The following is a 24,619-nucleotide window of genomic DNA, read 5'->3' on the forward strand; positions in this document are numbered from 1 at the left end:
CGCGGGGAGGGTCGCACACGACAGAGCGACAGGCGGATCATACCGCGTCCACGGGGGCTGTGCATCCGTACAGTGCGATGGACCGTTGGCGTGCCCCGGATGACTTCGCCGCCGCCATCGTCGGCGCTGGCCTTGGGTCACCTGGCGCCATCATCGCCGATGGGCAGGTCCACCGCTTCCAGGTGGAAGGCGATAAGTCAGGCACCCGCAACGGTTGGTTCTCGCTCCACCTGGATGGTGTTGCGGCTGGGGCGTTCGGATCATGGAAGTCTGGCGAGGTTCATACCTGGTGTTCCGTGGCACGCGACCAGTTGACCGCCGACCAACGGGCCGACCTGCGGCGCGTGGTGGAGCGCGCCAAGGCCGAGCGCCAAGCCGCCGATGCGGCCCGGCACGCTGCCGGCGCGGCGGTCGCTACGGCCCTGTGGACCCGCGCCACGCCCGCTGACCCGGCGCACCCGTACCTGATCGCCAAGGCCATCGGCGCCCATGGCGTTCGGCAGCACGGCCCGCGGCTGGTGATTCCGGTCACCATCGACGGTGCGCTTTCCAGCCTTCAGACCATCGACCCGGAACGGACCCCGCCCAAGCGGTTCCTGAAGGGCGGGCGGATCGCGGGCGGCTGGTACCTGATCGAGACCGCCGTCACCCGGCCCGAGGTCCTGCTGTGCGAGGGGTTCGCCACCGGCGCGACGCTCCACGAGCAGACCGGCGCCCGGACCTACTGCGCCTTTGCGGCGGGCAACCTCCTGGCTGTGGCGCGCGCTGTCCGCACGCGGCACCCGAGCGAGGCCGTTATCGTCTGCGCGGACCATGACGCCTGGACCCCAGGCAATCCCGGTGTCACCAAGGGCCGGGAGGCGGCCCTTGCCATCGGCGCCAAGCTCCTGGTACCGGACTTCACCGGCCTGGACCTGTCCGGTAAGCCGACCGACTACAACGATTGGTATCGGTTGCGCGCCATGGCAGGGAGGGGCGTCGCATGAACATGCCAGAAAACCTTCTGGGGTCGCTGTGTGCGTGTGGGTCCACCGGCCCGGTGACTGATCTACTGAACGCTGCCGCCGACCCCGAACCTGGCGGCCCGCCGCCGCGCGAGGACGGCGACCCTGGACCAGGGGCCGAGCCTGACACAGGGAGCTCAGAGACCAGCTACTCAAACCACCGTCACGACCGTCACGACCGTCACACCGACGCCCCCAAGGCGGAAGCCATCGCCGCCGCGGTCGAGTCCTGCCGGGCAGCCATCGCGGGGAGCGCAGAAAACCCCGGTGTCCTGGCGAGCGGCGAGTTCAACGCCGCCGCGCGACTGTTGCGCGACGAAGCGCCCGATGACTGGTTTAGGCTTCGCGGCCAGATCAAGGATGCCGCCCGCGCCGCTGGCTTGAAGATGGGGGACATTGACCGCGAGACCCGCCCGGACGGCGGCCCGGCTGACGATTCGACCATTGCCGATGAACTGGTAGCACTGGTCCAAGACTGCGCCGCACTGTTCCATGCTCCGGACGGTGCCTGTTACGCGACCCTGACCGGGGACGGCCCGCGCCTGACCTTTCGACTCGATACCCAGGCGTTCGCGGACTGGTTGAGCTTTCGGTTCTATGCAGACGCCAAGGCCACCACCGGGCAAGGACGCGCGGCGAGTGATACGGCCATCCGCACGGCCCGCGTCACCTTGACCGGGATCGCGCGACACGAAGGCGACGAGCAGCCGGTCTACCTGCGCGCCGCCCAGCACGAGGGCATCTATTACATTGACATCGGAGCGGAACGCTTGGGCGCCATCGCGGTGTCGCCTGCCGGCTGGCGCCTGGTGTCACGTCCGCCCGTGAATTTCTGGCGCCCGTCCACCATGCGACCGCTGCCGCTGCCGGTCCCAGGCGGAAACCTGTCCCTGCTGTGGCAGTACGCCAATATCCCCGAAGCCGCCCGCCCGCTGGTTCTGTCATGGATGCTCGACGCCTGGCGCCCGGAAACGCCGTTTGCCGTGCTGGAACTCACCGGCCAACAAGGCACCGCGAAGTCCTCGACTCAGGCCAAAATCCGCCGCTGCATTGATCCCAACGCGGTAGACCTGCGGGCGGCCCCGAAGTCGATTGAGGACCTGTTTGTATCGGCTGGCTCAAACTGGGTTGCGAGCCTCAACAACCTGTCGCACCTGTCGGCGCCGCTTCAAGATGCGCTGTGCAGCCTCGCCACCGGGGGCGGTTTCGCTGGCCGCACCCTCTACACCAACGCGGACGAAACGCTCATTGAGGCCAAGCGCCCGGTCACACTGAACGGCATCGTGCCCTTGGTGACCGCGCAAGACCTGACCGACCGCGTGATCCATATCGACCTTCCCGAACTGGAGACCTACCGCACCGAGACCGCCATCGACGCGGACTTTGAGCGCGACGCGCCGCAGATCGTCGGCGGGTTGCTGGATCTTTTCGTTGCGACGCTTGCCGCCCTGCCCGCGGTCAATCTGCCCAAGCCGCCGCGCATGGCGGATTACGCGGCACTCGGAGAGGCCATGCTGATCGCTCAAGGCAAGCCTGACGGTGACTTCCTCAGGCTCTACCAGGGCAACCGCCGCGAATCGGTCAAGCGCAGTCTGGATTCATCGCCGGTAGCAACCGCCGTGCGTCAACTGGTCGCGGACCGAGAGTACCCGTGGACAGGCAACTGGAAACAGCTACTCAGCGACCTTTCCGGGTTTCGCGACGGTGCCGAAGCCTGGCCCCGCTCGCCGCGGGGATTGGGGGACGCCCTGCGCCGCCAACGTCCGGCCCTGGCTCAGGTTGGAATCTCCATAGGAATCAGTCCGCACGGGAGAACCGGGGTTACGGTCACCGTCAAACGCGGGGAAAACTACGGGCGTGACGGTTGTGATGGTTGTGACGGTAGTTCAGACGGCGTTTCTCTGACGCGCGTGTGTGACCCGGCCGACGACACCGCGGAGGCGTTCTGATGACCGCCGCCGCCGTCCTGACCCACCTGAACGCGGCCGGTATCCGCCTGGAGGTCCGCGCGGGCGCCTTGCTCGCAACCCCCAAGGAGTCCCTGACCGATGACGCCCGTTCCCTGATCCGCGCCAATAAGCCCGCCCTGCTGGAACTGCTGTCCAGGCCCGCCGCCGACGCTGCCCACCGCCTGTGGCTCGTCACCCACCCGGACGGCCGGCGCGTGTCGCATTCGTTCACCCCGCCCGCCAGCCGGCGCGAGGTCGAAGCCTGGTATCCCGGTGCGTTGGTAGAACCCGAGGCCGACCCGCACGAGGGCCAGACCACCGCGGGGGCGCCATGAGCGAACCCCCCGCCGTCTACACCACGGACCGCACCCCCGACTACGCCCGCGCGTGCCTGGTGCGCTGGGGCGCCTGGCTGCGTCACGGCGGCGGGATCGTCCAGGGCTATGCCCATGCCACGACGGAGGGCCAACTGCGCCGCGACGGGACCCTGATCCACGGGTCGGGCCGGGCGCAACGGCTGGACGATGATCCGCTGGCCGAACAGGTAGATCAGATCGTGGCACGGCTGCGGCTGGATGATCGGCGCTGGCCGCTGCTGCTGGCGGTTTACTTCGGCGGCGGACCGGACGTGACCTATGGCGTCGTCGCCCAGGTGCTGACCCGTAAGTTCGGTGAGCCCGTATCGGAGGCGACGGTACGCCAGTGGATGCGCGAGGCCATCGCCACGGTGCGCGGGGAACTGCGCGGCCTGGCCGCCGCCGGCGCCATGGAGGCCCCCCGATGACCCCGGTTGCACTGATGGGTGCCCTGCGCGCCGCGGGGCTGACGCTGGCGCTGGAGGGCGCCACCCTGAAGGTGCGCGGTCCGACCGTGGCCGTGGCGCAGTGGACCCCGGTGCTACGCCAGCACAAAGCCGCCCTGCTGGAACTGCTGACCCCGCCGGCGCTGGACGCCGCCGACCGGCAAGCCATCGCCGAGGCCTTGGAGTTCGACGCCAGGGAGCCGCGCCACGTGGCCGAGGCCCAGGCGCACACCGCGATGCGTTGTTACCGCATCCTGGTAACGATGGACGACCCGCAACCACCCCGCTGGGTGACGCTGGTTGCTCCGGGGCTCAGCCTGGCGGACGCCCGCCACGACGCGGAAGGCCGGTTCTGGGGGCGCGTCCTGGAGATCCATGAACAGGTCGCGGGAGGCGCCCAATGACCGCCATCGTGCTGCGCGATTACCAGTCCCTCACCCTCGCGGACACCCGCACCGCCTTTGCCAACGGCGCCCGTGCGGTGCTGCTGGTGGCTCCGACAGGCAGTGGTAAGACGGTGATGTTCTCCTGCGTCGCATCTGGGGCCATGGCCCGCGGTGGCCGGGTGCTGATCCTGACCCATCGGCAAGAGTTGATCCGCCAGACCAGCCAGACCTTGAGCGCCTTCGACGTGCCGCACGGACTGATTGCCCCCGGCCACCCGCCGACCGCCGACGCGGTTCAGGTCGCCAGTGTGCAAACCATCGTGCGGCGGCTGGCTGGGCTGGACTGGCGCCCGACCTTGATCGTGGTTGATGAGAGCCACCACGCCACCCGCACCACCGGGCACGGCCGGGTCCTGACGCACTTCGCCGAGGCGCGGGTGCTGGGGGTCACCGCGACCCCGCAACGCCTCGACGGGCAGGGGCTCGGGCGTGCGGCCGGGGGCTTCTTCGATGCCCTGGTGCTGGGTCCCACCGTGGCGGCCCTGGTGGACGCGGGCTATCTGTCGCGGCCCGTGGTCTACGCCCCGCCCGGCGCCCCGGACCTGAGCGACCTGCGCACCATTGGCGGGGACTTCGCGCGAGATGAATTGGCCGAAGCGATGGACCGGCCGGTCATCACCGGGTCGGCGGTCACCCACTACGCTCGGCTGTGTCCCGGACAACCCGCGATTGCCTTCTGTGCGTCGGTGGCCCATGCCGAGCATGTCGCGGGCGCATTCCGGGCGGCCGGTTACCAGGCCGCGAGCATCGACGGGACCCTTGACGACGCGACGCGGGCACGGCGGATCGCGGACCTTGGCACGGGCGCGCTCCAGGTCCTCACCTCCTGCGAGATCATCAGCGAGGGGACGGATATCCCCATCGTGGCCGCCGCGCTCCTGCTGCGCCCAACGCAGTCGCTGGGGCTGTACCTGCAACAGGTAGGCCGAGCCCTGCGGCCGTTCCCCGGCAAGGGGCACGCGACCATCCTGGATCATGTGGGCAACTGCCACCGGCACGGCCTACCCGATGATGATCGGGTTTGGACCCTGGAGGGTCGCAAGCGCCGCAAGACGGACCCTGCGCCCGACCTGGCGATCAAGCAGTGTCCCGTCTGCTACACGGTCCACCGGCCCGCGCGTGCCTGCCCCTCCTGTGGGTTCGTCTACCCGGTGCAACCGCGCGTGCTGGAACAGGTAGACGGGGAGCTCGCACAGGTGCAACGCGCCGCTGAGCGGGAAGCCGCGCGGGAGGCCGCCAAGCAAGCGCAACGCGACGCCAAGACCCTGGAGGACCTGCGCCGCTTGGGTGCAGCGCGCGGGTATCGCCCCGGTTGGGCCGAGCGCGTTCACGCCGCCCGCCAAGGCTCCCAGGCGCCCCGGAGGGCCAGCCGATGACCAACGAGGGACGCATCCAGCGCGACATCATGCTGGCCGCCAGTGCGGCCGGCTGGACGACCTGGAGGAACAACACCGGGCAAGCCTGGACCGGAGACCCGACGTGGTTGGCTGATGGGTCGCTGCTGATCCGCCACCCGCGGCCGTTGCACGCTGGGTTATGCAAGGGCTCGTCTGATCTGATCGGCTTGCGCCCGCTGGAGGTCACCCCCGCGATGGTCGGCACCACGCTGGCGCAGTTCATCGGCATCGAGGTCAAGGGACCGGGCGGGCGAACCACCCCAGAACAGGCCCGGTTCCTGGCGTTCGTGCGCACCAAGGGCGGTTTGGCGATCCTGGCACGGTCGGCGGCGGACCTGGATAGAGCGGTAGACTGATCGGCGCATTGATCGCTGATTGAAGCAAGGGGGGAGCAATGCCGTTCGTCAAAGGGAAGTCCGGGAATCCGGCCGGTCGCAAGCCTGGCGCGCTGACCAAGCAGGACAAGTTGCGTGCGCAGATCGCCGAGGGGGTTCCCGACATCCTGAAGGCCATGCAACAGAAGGCCGAGGACGGGGACACGGCGGCGGCAAAGCTGCTGCTGGACCGCGTACTGCCCAGCCTCAAGACCGTAGACGCGCCCGCGCCGCTGGCCCTTGGCACCGGCCCTGCCAACCTGACCGGCGCAGCGACGGCGGTGCTGGCGGCCCTGGCGAGCGGGAGCGCAACGCCCGATCAAGCCGCGTCGTTCGCCGCGGTCCTGGCGTCACTGGCACGGGTCAAGGAAGTCTGCGAACTGACCGAGCGCATTGAGGCCCTGGAGCGGGCGACCACAACCACGCAGAAGGCACCATGAGCGCCTCGCTGCGCCGCCGACTGTGCCAACTGGAGACCGACCACCAAGCGCGCACCATCGCCGTGGCGGCCGACCACCCGGCCCGCCGCTGGGGACTGCTGAACCTCTATGTCCGCACGGCGGCCGGTGAGGACGTGACCGCCTGGCAGCACACCCTGGCACGCCTGCCGCCGCACCCGACCACGGTGCACCATGAACTGAGCCCCATCGAGCGCACTCAGCGCGTGCTGGCGTTGCTCTGTCGGGAGGCCCGCACGTCGAGCGCACACCGCGCCTTGCTGGCGGTGGCGGTCACGGCTGGACTTGCCGATCCACGGCAAGCCCAATGGATGCGCGAGACCGGGTTACTGACGCCATGAGCACGACCCTCAAGCGCCGCCTGGACTCCCTGGAGCGCACGCACGCCAGGTGGGGCGGGTCCCTGTTCGTCATCGTGCAACCGGGTGAGTCCCACGCCGCTGCCACCGCGCGTGCTGCGGCCGGGTTTGGGCGCCCCGCTGAGACGTTCAGCCTGGTCTGGGTTATGGATTTCGTCAACGTGTGCCCGGCTGAACCGGCTGCGTTTGAGCGGCGGGGCTGGCCCGGCTTGACGACCGGCGCGGGACAGCCCGATACACGCTGACCGGAGCCCGGTCAGGTCATCGATATACCCTATCGGGCTCAGTTTTTGCGTCTACTTCTAGTCAACAACTTGCAGTAAATAAGCAACGCTTGTGCCCGATAGCCGCAGCCGATCAACCGGCGCCCGAGGTCCGGGCAACCCCTTGACGCACCCGCACCCGCCGACTGATGATGTTCCTGCCGCTCCACATGGGCGGCCGGGATTAGTACCCCGGACAGCATGAGGCCCAAAGGCCGCGCGAGCGGTTTTTTCGTGCCTGCCCTTCTATGGCGGGGACGTGTGGGGGAGCCGCAAGGCTCGCCGGTTCCTTGTGCCCGGTAGTACTAACCCTGCGCGTTCCCGCCGCCACCGATTAGTACCGGGACGGCGGTTCCTTCACAGCACAGGAACCCATCATGCCCACGATACCCACCGCCGCCAACGATTCGACCCTGGCCCTTGCCGACGTGGTGAGCGAGACCGCCGCTCAACTGCGCGTTCTGGCCCACCTACCCGCTGATGAATTGACCGGCGAGACTGATTCGTTTGGCCTGTCCGCGATCCTAAGCCGCCTGGCGGACGACCTGGCCACCGCGGAGACGGCCGCTCAACCGGGAGCGGAGGCCGCTGTTCATCAGGGGGTGCCCAAGACGCCCAAGCGTTTACGCTACGAGCTTGAATTTCATCGTCAAGACCTTGAGAACGGCCCGGCATCAGTCCATCGGGTGTTGACGCTGGTCTATGACCTGTTGCACGACAGTGCGTTGAGCGTTGCTGATCCCTCGCCGCTCGCCACTCAGGGCAACCTTGCCGCACTGGTGGACTGTGCGCGGCTGGCGACTGACATGCTGGACTATCGGCTTGATGCTGTCTTTGAGGCACTGGACGAGGCCGAGGGGGCAGCATGAGCGCGCCCAACGACACCCGCGCCCGGCTGCTGTGTTCAGCCCGCCAACTTGGCGCGGCCCTGGCCGGGATCGAAGCAGTGACCGAGCTACTGACGGCGGCCGCGGTAGACCGCATTGGGGCCGAGACCTGGCTTGAGCCAATGACCAGCGCCCGCGCTTTGGGGCTCATGGGTGCGGTCGGTGCCCTGGCGCGGTATGCCCGGCACGACCTGGAGCAGGTACTTGGCGCGGGCGATCCTGACGGGGAAGAACTGCTGCTGTGGGGCGGGGCGATGCACCTGTACCCGTCCCGCATGGCCGGCACTGCCGAGGGGGCAGCATGAGCGCGCCCCTCACTCTGGTTCCCCCGCTGCGCGCTGGCGCGGCCCCCTTGAGCCTGGCCGACCTGGAGGCCGTTGGTCGGGCCGAGGTCCGGGCACACCTGGCCGCCGTTGCCACGACCACCACGGCCGGGCGACCCATGGTCGGGGTATCCCTGACCCGCGCCGCGGATATCACCCCGGAGCCGATTGCTTGGTTGTGGGGCGGCTGGCTGGCGCGCGGCAAGGTGCATCTGATTGCGGGCGCTCCGGGGACCGGCAAGACCACGCTGGGGCTATCCTTCGCGGCCGTCCTGACCCGTGGTGGACACTGGCCGGACGGGACCGCCGCCCCGCTCGCGGACGTGGCCATGTGGTCAGGCGAGGATACCCCCGCGGATGTGCTGGTACCGCGCCTGATCGCCGCCGGGGCCAATCCCGCACGGGTGCATCTGGTGTCAGGGTTCACCACAGAGCGCGGGGCACGGGCGTTCGACCCCGCGACGGACATTGCTGCGCTGGCGGTGCGCTTGGCGCGCATGGACCCGCCGCCCGCGCTGTTGATCGTTGACCCCCTGGTGTCGGCGGTGACAGGCGACAGCCATAAGAACGCCGAGGTCCGTTCAGCCCTGCAACCGTTGGTGGACCTGGCCGCCGCGCATGGCGTCGCGGTCTTGGGTGTCTCGCACTTCTCCAAGGGAACCCAGGGAAGGGACCCGACCGAGCGCGTAACGGGTTCGCTGGCCTTCGGGGCATTGGCCCGTGTGGTCCTGGCGACCGCCAAGCTTCCCGAGGAACACGGGGGCGGCTGCATCCTGGTGCGGGCGAAGTCCAACCTTGGCCCTGACGCGGGCGGGTTCGGCTACCACCTGGACCTTGCCGCGCTTGCCGAGTATCCGGGGATCTCTGCAACGCGGGTTATCTGGGGCGAGGTTCTGGAGGGGAGCGCGCGGGAGTTGCTGAGTCGAGCGGATACCCGCGCGGACCCGGACACGACGGGCGAAGCATCGGACGTTGAAGTGTTCATCCGTTCCTGTCTGGCGGATGGGCCAGTGAGTGCCAAGCAGATGCAAGAGGACGCCAGCGGAGCCGGGTACTCATGGGACCGGGTGAAGCGGACGGCGCATCGGCTTGGTGTCGAACGGCGCAAGGATGGCTATCAAGGCAGTTGGGTATGGACGCTTCCGGCTGAGCGCGAGGCCAAAGGGAGCATTGAACCCGCCAAAGAATGCAAAGGGAGCACTCTCCGGAGAGTGCATTCTTTGCTCCCTTTGGACGATTCGGCACCTTTGAGCGATGAAGCCCCGCGGTTTCCAGCACCGACCCAGAGCCCCGAAGAAGCCGCCGCGGCATCGCGACGACGCCACCGAGTCAAGACCAAACGCGCCTTGAAGGCGGCCGGATGGACCGCGGCCGAGGTCGCGGCCGAGTTGGTCGCCCTGGAGTCCGTCCAGACCTGAGCGGTACCGCCGCCTGATCCCAACTGAGCCCGCCCTGTGCGGGCTTTTTCATGGGCGGATGGGTGCGATCAGTGACCCGTGAACATTGTGAACGTTGTGAACGTCGTTCAGACGGCGTTTCTCTGAGCGCGAAATTGTCGGCCCGCTGATCCCGCGGCGAAGGCCGCCCCGAGGACCACGCGAGGCGCCGACCCAGGGCACGCGCCCGGTTCGCCTTGGCGGTCACTGGCCTACCGCTCATCGACCCGACGAACGGGGCAAGATTCACCCGTATACAGATTGTTCCGACCCAATTCCGACCCACAATCCCAGAAACACAAAACGCCAACCTTTTGGATTGGCGTATCTGTTTGTTTTTTATGGTGCCCAGGGGCGGAATCGAACCACCGACACGGGGATTTTCAGTCCCCTGCTCTACCAACTGAGCTACCTGGGCAATGCAACTGGGCGGTCTAGGGCCGCATGTTCTCTCTGACACCTGTCTCGCAGTGAAATGACCTGCGAGCACACCATTACAACTAGATAAGGCTTATCAGTCAAGATCAAAAAATTGGCTCCCCGGGACGGGCTCGAACCGCCGACCTAATGATTAACAGTCATCCGCTCTACCGACTGAGCTACCGGGGAATATCGCGAGCCAAAAAATATATTCGATCCAGAGCCCGTAGTCAATCAGTTTCTAAAAAATTCAGAGGTCACATCACCGCGCCTGTTACGGACACGTGAAGTCTTGGTCGGATGCGCGGACGCGCCCCATCGAACTTATCACGACTTGACGTTTCTTGGTTGGGTCATTCTTGCTGCAGATTCGCAGCGTCGTGTTGACGACACCGCGGACGGTCCCATCGCGCTCGAAATAGACAACGTTTCTGCTCGATGTGATCGTGAGTGACGCTAGGTCAGTCTTGCCCACGCGCCGTAAGACTCGCAGGTTGGGAGGGGAGGCGTTGTCGGCTGCCGCAACCATATAGCCGCCTTCCCAGGAGTCGTCGTTAAGCCAAGCGGTATCGCTCCCGTAGGGTCCCACGCCAACGAGCCCGCGCCCCCGCTTGACCGCCTCGGCACGCGCGTACTGCAGGTGGCCGATCAGGGTGTTGGTGGCGCTGGTCAGCTTCGTGCTGGCGATGAGCTCGGTAAAGGCCGGAACACCGAGGGCCAGCACGATGGAGAGCAGCGCCACCGTGAACATCAGCTCGATCAGGGAAAACCCGGTCTGTCGGGATGCTCGATCCGCTTTCATGGAGGCACATCTCCCTAAGGTCTTGACGTGAGTTTAGTCCGCCTCCCACCCCCGGCCCAGGGGCCGGAACCACGATCAGTCTTGCGCTTTGCTGCGCACGTGCCGTTCCCCGGCCGCGCGTCCTGATTGCCTACCCGACCGCAGATGCGATGCGATCGACTGCCTGATCCAGGTTGCTCGGACTGGTCGCGATGGAGATGCGCACATGGCCGGCGAGCCCGAAGGCCGAGCCGGGCACGAGCGCGACCCCGACCTTCTCCAGCAGGTGCTCGGCAAATTCCAGGTCGTTGTGGACCCCGGACAGCCGATCGATCGCCTGTTGCACACGCGGAAAGAGGTAGAAGGTTCCGTCGGTGGACAGGCACTCGATTCCCGGGATGGCGTTCAGGCGCTCCAGCACATGGTCGTGCCGCTCTTTGAAGGCACGAACCATCGTGCCGATGCAGTCCTGGGGGCCTTCCAGTGCCGCCTGGGCCGCCACCTGGGCAATGGAGGTGGGGTTGGATGTGCTTTGCGACTGCACCTTGGTCATCGCCTTGATAACCTCAGCGGGGCCGCCGGCGTAGCCGATGCGCCAGCCGGTCATGGAGTAAGCTTTGGACACGCCGTTCAGGACCAGGGTGCGCGGGGCGAGGTCCGGGCAGCAGTTGACGATGTTGACGAAGGGCGCGCTATCCCAGCGGATGTGCTCATACATGTCGTCGGTGGCGATCAGGGCGCGCGGGAAGTCCCGCAGGACGGCGCCCAGGGCTTTGAGTTCGGCCGCGCTGTAGGCCATGCCGGTGGGGTTGGACGGGCTGTTGATGACGACGAGTTTGGTCTTTTCGTTCAGGGACGCTTTCAGTTGCGCCGGGCTGATCTTGAAGTGTTGCTCGGCCCCGGCGTGGACCAGCACCGGGGCGCCGCCGGCGAGCAGCACGATGTCTGGGTACGAAACCCAGTACGGCGCCGGAATCACCACCTCGTCGCCCGGATCGATGACCGCAAGCGCCAGATTGAAGAAGCTCTGCTTGCCGCCGCACGAGACCAGGATCTGGTCGACTGCGAAGTCCAGGTTGTTTTCGCGCTTGAATTTGGCGGCTACGGCAGCCTTCAGGCTGGGCATGCCGTCGACCGCGGTGTACTTGGTAAATCCTTGGTGGATGGCCTCGATCGCCGCGGCCTTGATATGGTCCGGGGTATCGAAATCGGGTTCACCGGCGCCGAGACCGATGACGTCCTTACCCGCGGCTTTCAGGGCCTTGGCGCGGGCATCGACAGCGAGGGTGGCGGACGGCTTGACGGCCTGGACGCGGGCGGCGAGCTTGATGGTCATCGACGGAGGTCTCTGCATGCCTGATAGGGTTGGATTTGGAATCTATCAGCCATGTTACCGTAATTGGTGCCGTGGGAGCATCCCGGCTGGCGGCGCGCGGACGGGCGGGAGAGCGCCCGCCCGTCCGCAGGATCCTCAGTGCCGCGTGATGCTGATGTCGTCCAGACCTGCCTCAATGAGAGAGGCAGTGCTGTTATCAGCCGCTTCGATCAGCAGCGTGATCGTTTGTCCCGCGAAATCGGAGATGTTCGCGGTAAAACTCGTCCAGTTTCCGGCGCGATTGGCGGCGCTGCCAAGTTGCTGAAGCAGCACGCGACTCCCGCTCGCTCCCTTTAGAGTAATGCGCAAGTAGTCGTAACTCGAAGCATTGTTCAGGTGAGCGAAGAAATAGCTCAGGTTCAGCGTCAGGGTGCCGGTTGCGGGCAGAACAATGCTCGGTGACCTGATCGAGGTAACTCCGCCATCGACATCGTAGCTGCCTGAGCTACTTCCGGCGGCCGTGCCGGTCACCAGGGCCTTGACGCCGCCGTGCGCATTGGCGGGCTGTAGCGACACGCCGTTGGAGTTGGTCGCCGCGGGATCGCCGATCTGCCACTGGCCGCTGGTTGCCCGATCGGTCCGGTTGGGATTGACCACCCAGCCCGACGTGTTCTCAAAGTTTTCCGAGAAGAGGGTGATCACGGTATCGTCATCCTGAATGGTTACCGTGGCCGAGCTGGTCTCGATGATGGCGTTGACCGCGTTGCTCAGGCTCAGTCCGAAGCTTTCCTCAGTCTCGGTGACCGCGTCATTGACGATCGGCAGGCTGATGGTCTTGCTGGTCTCGCCCGGTGCGAAGCTCAGCGTACCGCTGACCGGGGTGTAGTCCGAACCTGAGGTGGCGTTGCCGTCGGCGGTGGTGTAATCCACGGTGACCGGGATCCAGGTCGCAACCGACAGGTTGACCACCAGCGTCGCGGCACCACCACTTTCAGTGACCGAGCCATTGCTCACCGAGACTGCAGGCACCGGGGCGGGGAGGCATTCACCCAACGTTGCCAGATCAATTGGCGTAGTGACTTGGTTGCGGCCCGCTCCGACATACAACTTTTTGGTGGTCGGGGCGTCCAGCCGGAAACAAACACCGGCATCGGTAACAACCTTAAAATCAAAGCCGTCCTGACCGGTTCCCGCGACCGCGAGCGTGTAGTTGATCCGGGCCGGATCGCTGACGTAGTCCAAGACATCTTTGGCCTCGATGCTGACGCCGGCGACGCTGGTGAAAGCGACCCCGGCGCTGAGACTGCCTTGGTACGTCAGGGTGCTGCCGCCTGGAGACATACGCGCATACCAGGTGCCGGTGGCACAGTCCTTCCACAGGAAAACACCGCGGTCAGTCGCCCGGTCATACGCGGGCGCTCCGCAAGCCGACAGCTCGTTGTCCAGGATGGTTGCAACGCCGACTCCCCGGTCGATGGTGGCATTGGTTGCGTTCGCGAGGGTTACCTCGAACGTCTCATTCCCTTCCTGAAGTGTGTCCTCGGCTACCGGTATGGTAACCGTCTGGGATGTCGTGCCCGCCGGGAACCGCAGGGTGACCGGCGCGACCGTTGCGGCGTAGTCTGCCCCACTCACCGCGCTGCCGTCCCGCGTGGCATATTGGACCGTGATGTCGGTTGCACTCGATTCCGAAAGACTCAAGGTGAACTGTGCGCTTCCCGCGGCTTCGTCAACCGTCACATCGGCGATCGAGACGCTGACACTCGAACAGCCCGCGGACGACAGCGTTTTGAGATTAAACGGTAGCGCGGCAGGCAATGTTTTTCCGCCGACCAACAGCCGAACATTCGCCGGACTGGTGATCGAAAGGCACGTTGCGGTTCCCGTCGCTCCGAACTGAAAACCATCATCGCCGGTACCGGCTGAACTGAGTGAAAAGCTGATCTTTCCGGAGGTCGAGGTGTCGATCACATCACCGGCCTCCAGCGAATAGGGTGTCACGGCTGTGAAGGCGCTGGTCGAGACCAGCCGGCCGGTCACTTGGACAGTGGCAGCCGAGCCCCCCGCGCCCGCGCGAAAATACCACTGCTGCGTGGTGCAATCCTTCCAGAGAAATGCGCCCTGATCCAGTGCTTTGTTATACGCCGGCACTCCACATTCGTCGCCCGCCTGGGGTGCCGGCAGTGGCGGAACGGGTCCCAGGGTAACGCGTTCAATGGTGCCGCCTTCAATGAGATGGTGCACGCTGTCGGCTTGGACGCCGGGGAAATAGTCGACCTGTCCGCTCGGCCACTCGACGGTCAAATCGACGGACGTATTGCTGCCGAGTCCGAAATGCACGCGCATCTGGTCCTGTGAAGAACGGTGGTAGCCGCCGTTTTGCTCACGGACCTGACTGACGCCATTCACAACGGCATACACTTTTGCGCCGATTGCGCTGCGGTTCGAGGTGGTACCCTCGAGGTCGAGTTGAATCCAGTGGTTACCGGAACTGGTGTTGCGGAAGAGTTGGTCCGGACCGCCAACGCGCAGCGGGGTCAGCAGCGGCCCATTCGTAACGAACAAGTCCAGGTAACCATCAACATCGTAGTCTGCCATGACGACGTTGTCGCTGGCACCGACATTCGCCGCGAGTCCGGCACCTTGCACGCCGGCGGCGCCGCCGCCGGACGCAACCTCGGAAAAGAAGCCGTCGCCGAGATTTTCGAACAGGCGGTTTGGCAGGTTGGTCAAACTGCCGCCGCAGGCCATATAGAGATCCATGTCCATGTCGTTGTCAAAATCACCGGCAACGACGCTCTTGCACCAGACCTCGCCGATCCCGAAGTCGTCGCTGGGGACGAACTGGAAGCCGTTGTACATGACAAGGCTTGGCTGTCGCGGGTATTCAAACCTCGTTATATCAATTGTTTGGGGTTCAGTTAGGGCGTTTCCTTCGATTGCAAAGTACGCATCACTACTGTCTGCGGAGCCCGGACTCATCCGCACGGTCCATTGTTGCGTTGCCGTGTCATAGCCGATGTAGACGCCGGGAACGGAACGGTTGGGATCGATGCCCCAATTCGCCGGATCAGTTGGATCGAGAACAAAGGGTACAGTGGTCGGACTCCAGCGCTCGGCACCGGTATAAACCACGACATTCTCATTGGTGTTCTCACGCTCGAAGCTGAATGCTTGAATGGTGATCGGGCCGTCGGCGCGAAAAGTAAAACCTTTGTGCTCGCTATTTGAGGAAACCGTCAGGTAGGCCTCCAAGTGGCCAGGCGTTACCAGTAACACCTCGCTTGGGCGAACACGCCCATTGAGCTGGAAGATATCGATCTGCTGATCGTTGTTGAAGTCGGCCAATGCGACGTCAGGCACCAAATGGTTCTGGCCCACCACTGAGGTCAGATCACGAAACACGCTGCTGGACGTGTCATAAACCTTTTCCGGGTAGGTCGCGACCGCACCGCAAAGCAGCTCTGGGCGACCGTCGTCAGTAATATCCATCAACTGAGCGTACATGTTATGGTTGCATTGTTTACTTATGCCAACCGCTGATGTCGTGTTTGAGAATTTGGTCGAGCCTTGACGGTAAATCTGCGAATAGTTGGCCGTCGCCGCGGCAATGTCGAGAACGCCGTCGTTGTCATAATCGAACCACGAGCCCATCCGTCCAGCGGTGAAACTGCCAAGGCCCTTGGCGATGCCGATCTCGGTCGTAAAGATCCCGCCGGAATTGACGAAGAGTTGTCCGCGTCCACCGCTGGAACTGCGTGCGGCCAATAAATCCAGGTCGCCATCGTTATCGAAGTCGCCCCAGGTTCCGGCATGGGCATCCTGTAGATATTCTCCAGTCAATACGCGCTGTCGATCCACGGTAAGGATGATGTCGGTGAAGGTGCCATCGCCGTTGTTACGCCACAGTGAACCACGCATCTGATGATTATTGGCATACAAATCCGGTCGCCCGTCGCCGTTGAGGTCGCCCCAGGCCGCGCCCCAGGAGGAGCCGGTATGAAAGGGTCCGGCGATATTGGTGACATCGTCAAAGGTGATCTCCGCCAAAGCGACGCTACTGCCAAGTAAAACACTCGCAGAGAGGAGCGATCGGACCATGGTGAACCTCGATAATGTTGAGGGAAGTAGGCGCGTTGCGCGGGTCCAGCAGACGCTGTCTTGCATACCGGCTGCCCTGAGCGAGGAGCCGGTATCAATCGGAGTCGCCGTCGAGTAAGGATACGGATCGTTGCGATGTCGGCTCGGGACCGCAGAACGCAGGTGCTCTCAGGCCCTGCGAAAGTTCCGTTACCGTTGTGATGGTCGGTGGTGCGACGCTTGGCTGGGCCGCGTCGCACGGGAATCACGACCCGTTACTCAAGGTGTGAAAGCAAATATCGTACCCGATGCACTCCAGCTGAATCTGCTCATGGCGGGTTTTTCCACTTTGTCATATGGCCCGCAAGCATTGGGTTCGTCGCACGCTATTTTTTCTTGGCGCCTTGGTCATGCGCTCATAAACATCAATAGGTTAAGAAAATATGACATATGACATATGACAAAGTAGAGGAACAGGGCGTCCGTAAGTCGGCACAGTGATCTGTCAATCTGTATGGTTCGCGAGGCAGGTGGCGCGGCGGCATTTGCGTTTTGCGAAGCATCTTGAGTTTTTTCTTCGGTTAGGGACGTCTCAGGCGCCATCAAGATCGACTCGGACGACGGTGTCGCGCTTGGTGGGCCGCGCGGCAAGCCGGTCAGCCGCAACACCGCTGTTGCGGTCACGTCCGTGCGTCCTCATTCAATCATTTTGCTGGGGTGGCGTGCGCCCCAACCAGCCGAGTGTCCAGCGGCCCTTTAAGGAGACCCCATTGATATCCCGACCTTTTGAGTTGGTCGCCAAGTTCGCCCCCGCCGGTGATCAACCGGAGGCGATCCGCCGGCTGGTCGACGGGCTGAACAACGGCGAGGCGGGCCAGACGCTGCTCGGCGTCACCGGCTCCGGCAAGACCTTCACCATCGCCAACGTGATCGCCGCGGTGCAGCGCCCGGCGCTGATCCTGGCGCCCAACAAGACCCTGGCCGCTCAGCTTTACGGTGAGATGCGGGAGTTTTTTCCGCACAACGCGGTGGAATATTTCGTTTCCTACTACGATTACTACCAGCCGGAGGCCTACATCCCGGCCAGCGACACCTACATCGAGAAGGACTCGTCGATCAACGAGCACATCGAGCAGATGCGCCTGTCCGCAACCAAGTCCCTGCTGGAGCGTCCGGATGTCATCATCGTGGCGAGCGTTTCCAGCATCTACGGCCTGGGTGATCCGGATGCCTATCTGAAGATGGTCCTGCATCTGAGCCGCGGCGACCTGATCGATCAGCGGGCTATCCTGCGCCGGCTGGCGGACTTGCAATACCGGCGCAACGAGATCGAACTGGCTCGCGGCACCTACCGGGTGCGCGGCGACGTGATCGACATCCATCCGGCGGAGTCCGACGACGAGGCGGTGCGCATCGAACTGTTCGACGACGAGATCGAGGCCCTGTCCATTTTCGATCCGCTCACCGGCGAGGTGCTGCGCAAGGTGCCGCGTTACACCGTGTTCCCCAAGACGCACTACGCCACCCCGCTTGAGACGGTGCTCAATGCCGTGGATGAGATCAAGCTGGAGCTCAAGGATCGGCTGACCTGGCTGCGCGACAATAACAAGCTGGTCGAGGCGCAGCGCCTGGAGCAGCGGACCCTCTTCGACATGGAAATGATGATGGAGGTCGGCTACTGCTCCGGGATCGAGAACTACAGCCGCTATCTCTCCGGGCGCGGTCCCGGCGAGCCGCCGCCCACGCTCTACGACTACCTGCCGGGCAATGCCCTGGTGGTGATCGACGAGAGCCATGTCACGGTCCCCCAACTGGGCGGCATGTACCGCGGCGACCGCTCACGCAAGGAAAATCTGGTCGACTACGGCTTTCGGCTGCCCTCGGCGCTCGACAACCGCCCGATGCGCTTCGAGGAGTTCCAGGCCCGTCAGCCGCAGACCATCTATGTGTCGGCCACCCCGCGCGCCTATGAATTGGGCTGTTCCGGTGCCATCGTCGAGCAGGTGGTGCGCCCCACCGGCCTGGTCGACCCGGACCTGGAAGTGCGCCCGGCGCTGAGTCAGGTGGACGACCTGCTGTCCGAGATCAGCCTGCGGGTCGCTGTCGGCGAGCGGGTGCTGGCGACCACCCTGACCAAGCGCATGGCCGAGGACCTGACCGAGTACCTGAACGAGCATGGGGTCAAGGTCCGCTATCTGCATTCGGACATCGATACCGTGGAGCGGGTGGAGATCATCCGCGATCTGCGGCTGGGTGAGTTCGATGTCCTGGTGGGCATCAACTTGCTGCGCGAGGGGCTGGACATGCCCGAGGTCTCGCTGGTGGCCATCCTCGATGCGGACAAGGAGGGGTTCCTGCGCTCCGAGGGCTCGCTGATCCAGACCATCGGCCGGGCTGCCCGCAATGCCAACGGCAAGGCCATCCTCTATGCCGACCGGATCACCGGATCCATGGAACGGGCCATCGGCGAGACCGAGCGGCGCCGGGCCAAGCAAGTCGCCTTCAACGCCGCCCATGGCATCACCCCCCAGACCATCCGCAAGGCGGTGGCGGACATCCTGGAGTCGGCCATGCCGGGCGCCCCCATGAAGGCCCGCGCCTATGCCCGGGTGGCGGAGGAAATTGTCGAGTACGCCAATCTTACGCCCCAGCAGATGGCGAGAAAGGTCAAGGCGCTGGAGAAGGAGATGTACGCCTTTGCCAAAGACCTGGAGTTCGAGAAGGCGGCGGCGGTGCGGGACAAGATCAAGGAATTGCAGGGGAAGGGGTTGGCGGCTTGAGGTCGGGGTCCAAAGCGTCAGCCTTGGTCAGGGGGTGCCAAGGCTGACGCCTTGGATTCCGGGGGACGGATGCGCGTGCCGCTCATCACCAGGCAGACCTTTGGTGTAGGGGCGGGTTTTAAACCCGCCCCTACGTCCGGTTATGACGTCCGATGGCTATAAACCCGCCCCTACAACCGCTTATCACGTTCGACGGCGATACTCAGCAACGCCTTCGGGTCAATCTGACCGGACCAGCGATAGGGCAGCGGCACGAGCCCGTTGGCGAGGCTGGCCGTGCCGGAGACGGTCCAGTCGAGCGGACGGTCCTTCAGGGCCAGGGCCGGGAGTTGTTGGGTGATGCCCAGCAGGTTGCCGACGACCTCCACGTCGGCCAGCGCGGTGCCCAGGGGCGGAATTTGCCGATCGAGTTGGCTCGATCCCTGCGCCAGTTCGTTCCCTTCCAGTTTGATTCGGTAGGTCAGGGCTTTGATCGGCAAAGTCCGGTCGTTGGGATTCCTGACCGCCAGGGTCACGATGAACACCTGGCGCAGGAGGGTCAGTTCCTTGATCCGCAGTCCGGTCAGCGCGACCTCTGGCGCGATCCAGGATTTGGTCAGGCTGGCACAGCCGCTGATCAGAGCGAAGCTCAGGAGGATGCTCAGGGTGGGTGCGAGGCGGGACATCAGTCGGCGCATGTTTGCTTTTCCAGTCGCCGCTTGGCGCGCTGTTGGTTGAGGATAGAGTTCGCGTCCAGGGTCGCCTGGGAGCATCCCGGACTGAAGAAGCCGACGCGGTCGGGGTACCCCCGTGCGGTGGATGGTCAACGCTGGCCTCGCGGGGATTAACGGTTGCCGATCCGTGAGTATTCTGTCTTCAAAGGGACATGAGAGATAGAAAAAAATTAACTTAATCTGTTGCTTCCATCCTATGAAGCACTGGTTTCTAGTGTGCGCGACTCTCGGAAATAGCTTGAAGTAGTTAACGTCTTTCGTTAACATCTTTTGGAAATGGACATCGCCTTTCGCACCACCAAGTTGGGCAAGGAGTTTCGCGAGGCGCGGAGGCTGCAAGTGGTCCACGGCGAGCGGCGTGCCCGGCTCATCACGCGGCGCATACAGGAACTGCGCGCCGCCAACAATCTGGGCGATCTCTGGCCCCCTTACAGCGGTCCGGGTCGATGCCACGAGCTGATCGGGGATCGTGCCGGTCAGTTGAGTCTCGATCTGGACCATCCCTACCGACTGATCTTCGAGCCGAACCACGACCCCCGGCCGCTACGCGCAGAAGGCGGCCTCGACTGGTCGCTGGTGACCTCCGTTCGCATCAATGGCGTGGAGGATACGCATGATTAGCATAACTGAATTTGAACCCGACTACGTTGTCCCCCCGGGAGAGATCCTGATGGAATATCTGGACTCACTCGGGATGACCCAGCGCGACTTGGCCGCTCGCACGGGCTTGACCGCGAAGACCGTCAACGAGATTGTTCAGGGCAAGGCCCCGATTACCGCCGAGACTGCGCTCAAGCTGGAGCGGGTGCTGGGTCGTCCGGCCCACTTCTGGCAAAATCTGGAAAGTCTTTACCAGGCGGCGCGGGTGCGCGAGCAAGAGCAGGCCCACCTGGTCAGTGACCTGGACTGGCTCAAGCGTCTACCGGTGGCGGCGATCACCAAACTCGGCTGGGTCTCGACGGCCGCGGATCCATGCGCGCAACTTGACCTGATGTTGCGTTTTTTCGGCATCAACTCGGTCACGCAATGGGCCGTGTTGTGGGATGACCAAGCCGTAGCCTATCGTCGTTCGCTGCACTTCGAGACCCATCCCGAGGCCGTGTCGGCGTGGCTTCGCCGCGGCGAGATCGAAGCGCATGGCATCGCCTGCGCCCCCTTTGACAGAAGCCGTTTCCGGGCGGTGCTGGACGAGGCCCGTGTCCTCACTCGTGAGCCGCCGGAGGTCTTTCAGCATAAACTTATCGCTCTATGCGCGTCGGCCGGTGTTGCAGTGGTCTTTGTGCCCGAACTGCCCAAGACCGGTGTTTCCGGTGCCACCCGCTGGCTGACTCCGGACAAGGCGCTGATTCAGCTTAGTCTGCGCTATCAGTCAGACGACCACCTGTGGTTCACCTTTTTCCACGAGGCCGGCCACGTTCTGCTTCATGGCAAGCGTGCCGTGTTTATCGAGGGCGACGGTGCCGCGGACGAGAAGGAGCGTGAGGCGAACCGCTTCGCCGCGGATCTGCTGATCCCGCCTGCCGCATGGCGCAGCTTACTTGCCGCCGGCCGGCCAAATCTGACACAGGTGCAGGCGTTTGCGCGGACAATCGGCATTGCCCCCGGCATCGTGGTCGGGCGACTGCAGAAGGAAGGCGTGTTCGAGTATAAGATTGGAAACCGCCTCAAGCGCCGTTTGTGCTGGGTAACCCCGTGCCCGGAGTCCGTGGAATCCGCGGGGTAAGTTGTTATTGCCGAGTCGGTCGTTTGTAGCGCCATTTTCAACGGGAGGAAGGAGCAACCGTTATGCCTACCCCAGTCCGCCTGCCGGAGACCCACCGTCTTGACCAGATCCTGCCTGCCGGTCGCGAGGGCGGCTTGGAGTTCGCGCGCATTGTCGATTTGCTCCTGTTCCACGAGGCGCGCCGCCAAGGCCGTCCCTGTTCAGCGACCGTGCGGGCGACTATCAGGGGCTCGACAGCTTCGCTGATGGGGGGCTGCGCATCGACGGCCGGGTGGGCTATCAGTATAAGTTTTATCCGTCGCCGCTCAGCAGCGAGCACCGCGCGGAAATCAAGGCCGCTATTGTCAAAGCCCAAAACGCGCGACAAGGCGAAAAGCAGCGCCGTCGATTAACCAAATGGGTCTTGGTGACTCCGGACGACCTGACTGAGTCCGGCCGTCGCGAGGGCGGAGGCGATGTGACTTGGTTCGACAGACTTCAGCATGATCTCCATTGCAAGTTCGCGCTTGAGCACTGGGGCCACCGAAAGCTTCAGGCACTTTTTCTTGATACCCCCGCCCTTTGTCTCTTTTACTACCCCGGACTGGTCCCGGAGGGCGCAGCCCGGCGCCGCACGATCGAGCCGAGAGTCACCGACCCGCGCTGGCATGAGGTCATACGGCTACTTGTGGCGGGAATGCGTTCCGGCGATAGCCAAGCATTGCTCGTTGATCGATTGCTTAATCTGCAAGCCGCGGGAAACGGGACCCATGTTGCGTTACTGTTAGGTGGTCTTCTGCTGGATGGGATCGAGGCGGCCGAACTGGAGTCTGTCGCGGTTGCCGAGCGGTTGATTCGCGTCTGCGTAAGCGAGACGGAACCTGAGTGGGTCAGCCGTCTTGTGAGTCAGATCAGATGCTTGGATAGAAGGGCGCCGAATCAAGGCGCCTGCCTGAGTGAGGGGTTCCGCAGGGTCTGGCGTAATTCCAATGATACTGAACGCAACGCTTGCCTATTGATCGGATTTGCCGTAGTGATCGACACGTCGCGCTTAGCCGACTTGACGGACCATGCGGTTATAAGTGAAGGATTTGGGTGGCAGAGCATGCTCCTTGCCTGCGAACCGGCTGATGAGTGGCCGGAGGAAGTAACGCGACGCTTTAGGAAATTCTATACGGCGCTTGCTTTCTATGCCGCACGTGGCCCTTGGTCCAATGAGCTTGCTATGCTGGCTGAGTCAGCCGTGCCGCGCGGGATCTTGGAGAAACGTGCATTCTCGCTCAGGCTATTCTTGATCGCTGAGTGTGCTGATCGTGTCGCGCCGTTTATGCATTTTGGTCGTTTGTCAATGCCGCTGGTCGCTGTGCGATTGTCGGTTGTTCCACCACTGATGACTTATCATTCATTAGAAACAATTCAAAGTGAGCTTGCTGATTCACTTGCATCAGATGAATATCGCGCTATAAAGCGTGGTCGAGGGCTCGGAAAAGCAATTTCCAGTATTTTTTCTTCAAGAGATAACGCACTGGCAAAGACGGCTAGTTTGAGAAGCCGAAAATGCCTCGCCAGAGGGTTTCCATTTCTTTCAAAAGGCTTAGTGCTTTAGATAAAGATTGGTCTCTTTCTATCGAAAAGGAGCTGATGAAAATTGATCGTCCGCATAGCCTTGTTGAGGATTCAAGTGCGGCTAACGGCGGCCCAGAGGGGGTTCGTGAGGCGCTGTCCAATGCATCGTTCGCGGATGATCTAATTCAGGATGGCATGTGGATCGACTGACCCCAATCCGCCGGCAGTTCGTGGGAAAACCGCGATCCAGTCTTGAGTGCGTCGTCAATCCTCCACCGGCTCCGCCCACAAATCATGGTCCCCGGAGTCGGTGACGGTGACTTCGACGAAGTCGCCCGGGTCCAGTTCCCAGGCGCCGGGGATGATGACCACGCCGTCGATTTCGGGGGCGTCGCCGGGGCCGCGGGCGATGACCTCGGCATCGTCCACCGTATCCACCAGGACGGTGAGGCGCTGGCCGATCCGCGCGGCGAGTTTGTCGCGGCTGATCTCGGCCTGGACGTCCATAAACCGGCCCAGGCGCTCCAGTTTGACGTCCTCCGGCACCGGGTCGGGCAAGGCGTTGGCCGCCGCCCCGGCGACCGCCGAATAGGGGAAGCAGCCGACCCGGTCGAGCCGCGCCGCGCGGATGAAGTCAAGCAGGGTTTCAAATTCGGCCGCGGTCTCGCCGGGAAAGCCGACGATGAAGGTGCTGCGCAGGACCAGGTCCGGGCACTGGGCGCGCCAGCGGGCGAGGCGTTCCAGCACGCGCTCGGCGGCGGCCGGCCGGCGCATCGCCTTGAGTACCCGTTCCGACCCATGCTGCAGCGGCATGTCCAGATAGGGCAGGATCACACCGTCCGCCATCAGCGGGATCAGGTCGTCCACATGAGGGTAGGGGTAGACATAGTGCATCCGCACCCAGGTCGGCAGTTCGCCCAGGGTGCGCGCCAGGGTCACCAGGTCGGTGGTCAGCGGCCGGCCCTTCCAGAAGTCCGGCCGATAGCGCAGGTCCAGGCCATAGGCGCTGGTGTCCTGGGCGATGACCAGCAGTTCACGCACGCCGGCCTCCACCAGGCGTTCGGCCTCGGTCAGGATCGCGCCGATGGGACGGCTGGCCAGGTCGCCGCGCAGACTGGGGATGATGCAGAAGGTGCAGCGGTGGTTGCAGCCCTCGGAGATCTTGAGATAGGCGTAGTGACGCGGGGTGAGCCGTACCCCCTGGGGCGGGACCAGGCTCTGGAAGGGGTCATGCGGGGCCGGCAGTTCGCGATGGACCGCGGCCATGACGGCGTCCAAATCGTGTGGTCCGGTGATGGCGAGCACCCGCGGGTAGGCGTCGCGGATCAGTTCGGCGCGGGCGCCCAGACAGCCGGTGACGATGACCTGGCCGTGCTCGCTCACGGCCTCGCCGATCGCTTCCAGTGACTCTTCCACCGCGGCGTCGATGAAGCCGCAGGTGTTGATGATGACCAGATCGGCCCCGTCGTAGCTCGGCGTGATGCCGAAGCCCTCGGCGCGCAGTTGGGTGAGGCTGTGTTCGGAGTCCGCGGTCGCCTTGGGACATCCCAGGCTCACGAAGCCG

The 24,619-nt window shown here is 64.1% G+C and carries 23 protein-coding genes and 2 tRNA genes; 18 read left to right on the forward strand and 7 right to left on the reverse strand.

All coding sequences use genetic code 11. The annotated features are described in order from the left end of the window. Window positions 1–77 precede the first annotated feature (77 nt). The 13 genes from QZY03_RS21605 (at window position 78) to QZY03_RS21665 (ending at window position 9,680) form a co-directional block, all read left to right on the forward strand. Complete coding sequence (locus tag QZY03_RS21605) at window positions 78–986, forward strand: toprim domain-containing protein (protein ID WP_295584479.1); 909 nt, start codon at window positions 78–80, stop codon at window positions 984–986. Beyond that, window positions 983–2,953, forward strand: a complete 1,971-nt coding sequence (locus QZY03_RS21610; protein ID WP_295584481.1) for a hypothetical protein — start codon at window positions 983–985, stop codon at window positions 2,951–2,953. Before QZY03_RS21605 ends, QZY03_RS21610 begins: the two co-directional genes overlap by 4 nt. Beyond that, complete coding sequence (locus tag QZY03_RS21615; RefSeq protein WP_295584483.1) at window positions 2,953–3,288, forward strand: hypothetical protein; 336 nt, start codon at window positions 2,953–2,955, stop codon at window positions 3,286–3,288. The genes QZY03_RS21610 and QZY03_RS21615 overlap by 1 nt, the downstream gene beginning before the upstream one ends. After that, on the forward strand, window positions 3,285–3,737 hold the full coding sequence (locus QZY03_RS21620; protein WP_295584485.1) for a hypothetical protein: 453 nt from the start codon (window positions 3,285–3,287) through the stop codon (window positions 3,735–3,737). The genes QZY03_RS21615 and QZY03_RS21620 overlap by 4 nt, the downstream gene beginning before the upstream one ends. Continuing rightward, a complete protein-coding gene (locus QZY03_RS21625; protein WP_295584488.1) occupies window positions 3,734–4,159 on the forward strand; it encodes a hypothetical protein in 426 nt (141 codons plus the stop codon). Before QZY03_RS21620 ends, QZY03_RS21625 begins: the two co-directional genes overlap by 4 nt. Next, window positions 4,156–5,577, forward strand: coding sequence for a 50S ribosomal protein L32 (locus tag QZY03_RS21630; RefSeq protein WP_295584491.1), 1,422 nt, complete (start codon window positions 4,156–4,158; stop codon window positions 5,575–5,577). The genes QZY03_RS21625 and QZY03_RS21630 overlap by 4 nt, the downstream gene beginning before the upstream one ends. Continuing rightward, on the forward strand, window positions 5,574–5,954 hold the full coding sequence (locus tag QZY03_RS21635; RefSeq protein ID WP_295584493.1) for a VRR-NUC domain-containing protein: 381 nt from the start codon (window positions 5,574–5,576) through the stop codon (window positions 5,952–5,954). Before QZY03_RS21630 ends, QZY03_RS21635 begins: the two co-directional genes overlap by 4 nt. Window positions 5,955–5,992: 38 nt before the next feature. Next, window positions 5,993–6,412: a DUF5681 domain-containing protein gene (locus QZY03_RS21640; protein ID WP_295584495.1), complete on the forward strand. Its 420-nt coding sequence runs from the start codon at window positions 5,993–5,995 to the stop codon at window positions 6,410–6,412. After that, window positions 6,409–6,771: a hypothetical protein gene (locus QZY03_RS21645; RefSeq protein WP_295584496.1), complete on the forward strand. Its 363-nt coding sequence runs from the start codon at window positions 6,409–6,411 to the stop codon at window positions 6,769–6,771. Before QZY03_RS21640 ends, QZY03_RS21645 begins: the two co-directional genes overlap by 4 nt. Then, window positions 6,768–7,034, forward strand: coding sequence for a hypothetical protein (locus QZY03_RS21650; RefSeq protein ID WP_295584498.1), 267 nt, complete (start codon window positions 6,768–6,770; stop codon window positions 7,032–7,034). The genes QZY03_RS21645 and QZY03_RS21650 overlap by 4 nt, the downstream gene beginning before the upstream one ends. A 395-nt stretch (window positions 7,035–7,429) precedes the next feature. Next, the gene (locus tag QZY03_RS21655) at window positions 7,430–7,921 is read left to right on the forward strand and encodes a hypothetical protein (RefSeq protein WP_295584501.1); all 492 of its coding nucleotides are present in this window, start codon (window positions 7,430–7,432) and stop codon (window positions 7,919–7,921) included. Next, window positions 7,918–8,244, forward strand: a complete 327-nt coding sequence (locus tag QZY03_RS21660) for a hypothetical protein (RefSeq protein ID WP_295584503.1) — start codon at window positions 7,918–7,920, stop codon at window positions 8,242–8,244. Before QZY03_RS21655 ends, QZY03_RS21660 begins: the two co-directional genes overlap by 4 nt. After that, window positions 8,241–9,680: an AAA family ATPase gene (locus QZY03_RS21665; RefSeq protein WP_295584504.1), complete on the forward strand. Its 1,440-nt coding sequence runs from the start codon at window positions 8,241–8,243 to the stop codon at window positions 9,678–9,680. Before QZY03_RS21660 ends, QZY03_RS21665 begins: the two co-directional genes overlap by 4 nt. A 360-nt stretch (window positions 9,681–10,040) precedes the next feature. Here the strand turns inward: QZY03_RS21665 and QZY03_RS21670 are convergent. The 5 genes from QZY03_RS21670 to QZY03_RS21690 all read right to left on the reverse strand — a co-directional run bounded on the left by QZY03_RS21670 (window position 10,041) and on the right by QZY03_RS21690 (window position 16,264). Then, window positions 10,041–10,116, reverse strand: a tRNA-Phe gene (locus QZY03_RS21670). 115 nt (window positions 10,117–10,231) lie between these two features. Further along, window positions 10,232–10,307, reverse strand: a tRNA-Asn gene (locus tag QZY03_RS21675). A gap of 85 nt (window positions 10,308–10,392) precedes the next feature. After that, a complete protein-coding gene (locus QZY03_RS21680; RefSeq protein ID WP_295584506.1) occupies window positions 10,393–10,920 on the reverse strand; it encodes a GspH/FimT family pseudopilin in 528 nt (175 codons plus the stop codon). 130 nt (window positions 10,921–11,050) lie between these two features. Beyond that, a complete protein-coding gene (locus QZY03_RS21685; protein WP_295584509.1) occupies window positions 11,051–12,235 on the reverse strand; it encodes a pyridoxal phosphate-dependent aminotransferase in 1,185 nt (394 codons plus the stop codon). Between the two features lie 135 nt (window positions 12,236–12,370). Next, entirely contained in the window at window positions 12,371–16,264 is a 3,894-nt protein-coding gene (locus QZY03_RS21690) for a Calx-beta domain-containing protein (RefSeq protein WP_295584510.1), read from the reverse strand. An 800-nt stretch (window positions 16,265–17,064) separates the two neighbouring features. On the opposite strand from QZY03_RS21690, the gene uvrB reads away from it, so the two are divergent. Next, a complete protein-coding gene (gene uvrB, locus QZY03_RS21695; RefSeq protein WP_295584513.1) occupies window positions 17,065–19,074 on the forward strand; it encodes an excinuclease ABC subunit UvrB in 2,010 nt (669 codons plus the stop codon). Window positions 19,075–19,244: 170 nt separating this feature from the next. On the opposite strand, the gene QZY03_RS21700 is transcribed toward uvrB, so the two are convergent. Continuing rightward, window positions 19,245–19,751 carry an LEA type 2 family protein gene (locus QZY03_RS21700; RefSeq protein WP_295584515.1) on the reverse strand — a complete coding sequence of 169 codons (507 nt, stop codon included), beginning with the start codon at window positions 19,749–19,751 and terminating at the stop codon, window positions 19,245–19,247. A 312-nt stretch (window positions 19,752–20,063) separates the two neighbouring features. On the opposite strand from QZY03_RS21700, the gene QZY03_RS21705 reads away from it, so the two are divergent. The 4 genes from QZY03_RS21705 to QZY03_RS21720 all read left to right on the forward strand — a co-directional run bounded on the left by QZY03_RS21705 (window position 20,064) and on the right by QZY03_RS21720 (window position 23,265). Then, the gene (locus tag QZY03_RS21705) at window positions 20,064–20,408 is read left to right on the forward strand and encodes a killer suppression protein (protein WP_295584518.1); all 345 of its coding nucleotides are present in this window, start codon (window positions 20,064–20,066) and stop codon (window positions 20,406–20,408) included. Further along, window positions 20,401–21,510: a HigA family addiction module antitoxin gene (locus QZY03_RS21710; protein WP_295584520.1), complete on the forward strand. Its 1,110-nt coding sequence runs from the start codon at window positions 20,401–20,403 to the stop codon at window positions 21,508–21,510. The genes QZY03_RS21705 and QZY03_RS21710 overlap by 8 nt, the downstream gene beginning before the upstream one ends. 271 nt (window positions 21,511–21,781) lie before the next feature. Further along, window positions 21,782–23,095: a hypothetical protein gene (locus tag QZY03_RS21715; RefSeq protein WP_295584521.1), complete on the forward strand. Its 1,314-nt coding sequence runs from the start codon at window positions 21,782–21,784 to the stop codon at window positions 23,093–23,095. 35 nt (window positions 23,096–23,130) lie between these two features. Beyond that, window positions 23,131–23,265, forward strand: a complete 135-nt coding sequence (locus tag QZY03_RS21720; protein ID WP_295584523.1) for a hypothetical protein — start codon at window positions 23,131–23,133, stop codon at window positions 23,263–23,265. Between the two features lie 54 nt (window positions 23,266–23,319). On the opposite strand, the gene rimO is transcribed toward QZY03_RS21720, so the two are convergent. Beyond that, window positions 23,320–24,619 (reverse strand): 30S ribosomal protein S12 methylthiotransferase RimO (rimO, locus tag QZY03_RS21725; protein WP_295584525.1); only part of this gene is annotated, 1,300 nt, incomplete at its 5' end.

It is taken from the genome of uncultured Lamprocystis sp., assembly GCF_903933125.1.
GTDB lineage: Bacteria > Pseudomonadota > Gammaproteobacteria > Chromatiales > Chromatiaceae > Thiodictyon.

Coding starts and splice junctions, on each gene's coding strand:
- QZY03_RS21605 (WP_295584479.1), top strand. CDS start 78: ATGGACCGTTGGCGTGCCCCGGATGACTTCGCCGCCGCCATCGTCGGC.
- QZY03_RS21610 (WP_295584481.1), top strand. CDS start 983: ATGAACATGCCAGAAAACCTTCTGGGGTCGCTGTGTGCGTGTGGGTCC.
- QZY03_RS21615 (WP_295584483.1), top strand. CDS start 2,953: ATGACCGCCGCCGCCGTCCTGACCCACCTGAACGCGGCCGGTATCCGC.
- QZY03_RS21620 (WP_295584485.1), top strand. CDS start 3,285: ATGAGCGAACCCCCCGCCGTCTACACCACGGACCGCACCCCCGACTAC.
- QZY03_RS21625 (WP_295584488.1), top strand. CDS start 3,734: ATGACCCCGGTTGCACTGATGGGTGCCCTGCGCGCCGCGGGGCTGACG.
- QZY03_RS21630 (WP_295584491.1), top strand. CDS start 4,156: ATGACCGCCATCGTGCTGCGCGATTACCAGTCCCTCACCCTCGCGGAC.
- QZY03_RS21635 (WP_295584493.1), top strand. CDS start 5,574: ATGACCAACGAGGGACGCATCCAGCGCGACATCATGCTGGCCGCCAGT.
- QZY03_RS21640 (WP_295584495.1), top strand. CDS start 5,993: ATGCCGTTCGTCAAAGGGAAGTCCGGGAATCCGGCCGGTCGCAAGCCT.
- QZY03_RS21645 (WP_295584496.1), top strand. CDS start 6,409: ATGAGCGCCTCGCTGCGCCGCCGACTGTGCCAACTGGAGACCGACCAC.
- QZY03_RS21650 (WP_295584498.1), top strand. CDS start 6,768: ATGAGCACGACCCTCAAGCGCCGCCTGGACTCCCTGGAGCGCACGCAC.
- QZY03_RS21655 (WP_295584501.1), top strand. CDS start 7,430: ATGCCCACGATACCCACCGCCGCCAACGATTCGACCCTGGCCCTTGCC.
- QZY03_RS21660 (WP_295584503.1), top strand. CDS start 7,918: ATGAGCGCGCCCAACGACACCCGCGCCCGGCTGCTGTGTTCAGCCCGC.
- QZY03_RS21665 (WP_295584504.1), top strand. CDS start 8,241: ATGAGCGCGCCCCTCACTCTGGTTCCCCCGCTGCGCGCTGGCGCGGCC.
- QZY03_RS21680 (WP_295584506.1), bottom strand. CDS start 10,920: ATGAAAGCGGATCGAGCATCCCGACAGACCGGGTTTTCCCTGATCGAG.
- QZY03_RS21685 (WP_295584509.1), bottom strand. CDS start 12,235: ATGACCATCAAGCTCGCCGCCCGCGTCCAGGCCGTCAAGCCGTCCGCC.
- QZY03_RS21700 (WP_295584515.1), bottom strand. CDS start 19,751: ATGCGCCGACTGATGTCCCGCCTCGCACCCACCCTGAGCATCCTCCTG.
- QZY03_RS21705 (WP_295584518.1), top strand. CDS start 20,064: ATGGACATCGCCTTTCGCACCACCAAGTTGGGCAAGGAGTTTCGCGAG.
- QZY03_RS21710 (WP_295584520.1), top strand. CDS start 20,401: ATGATTAGCATAACTGAATTTGAACCCGACTACGTTGTCCCCCCGGGA.
- QZY03_RS21720 (WP_295584523.1), top strand. CDS start 23,131: ATGAAAATTGATCGTCCGCATAGCCTTGTTGAGGATTCAAGTGCGGCT.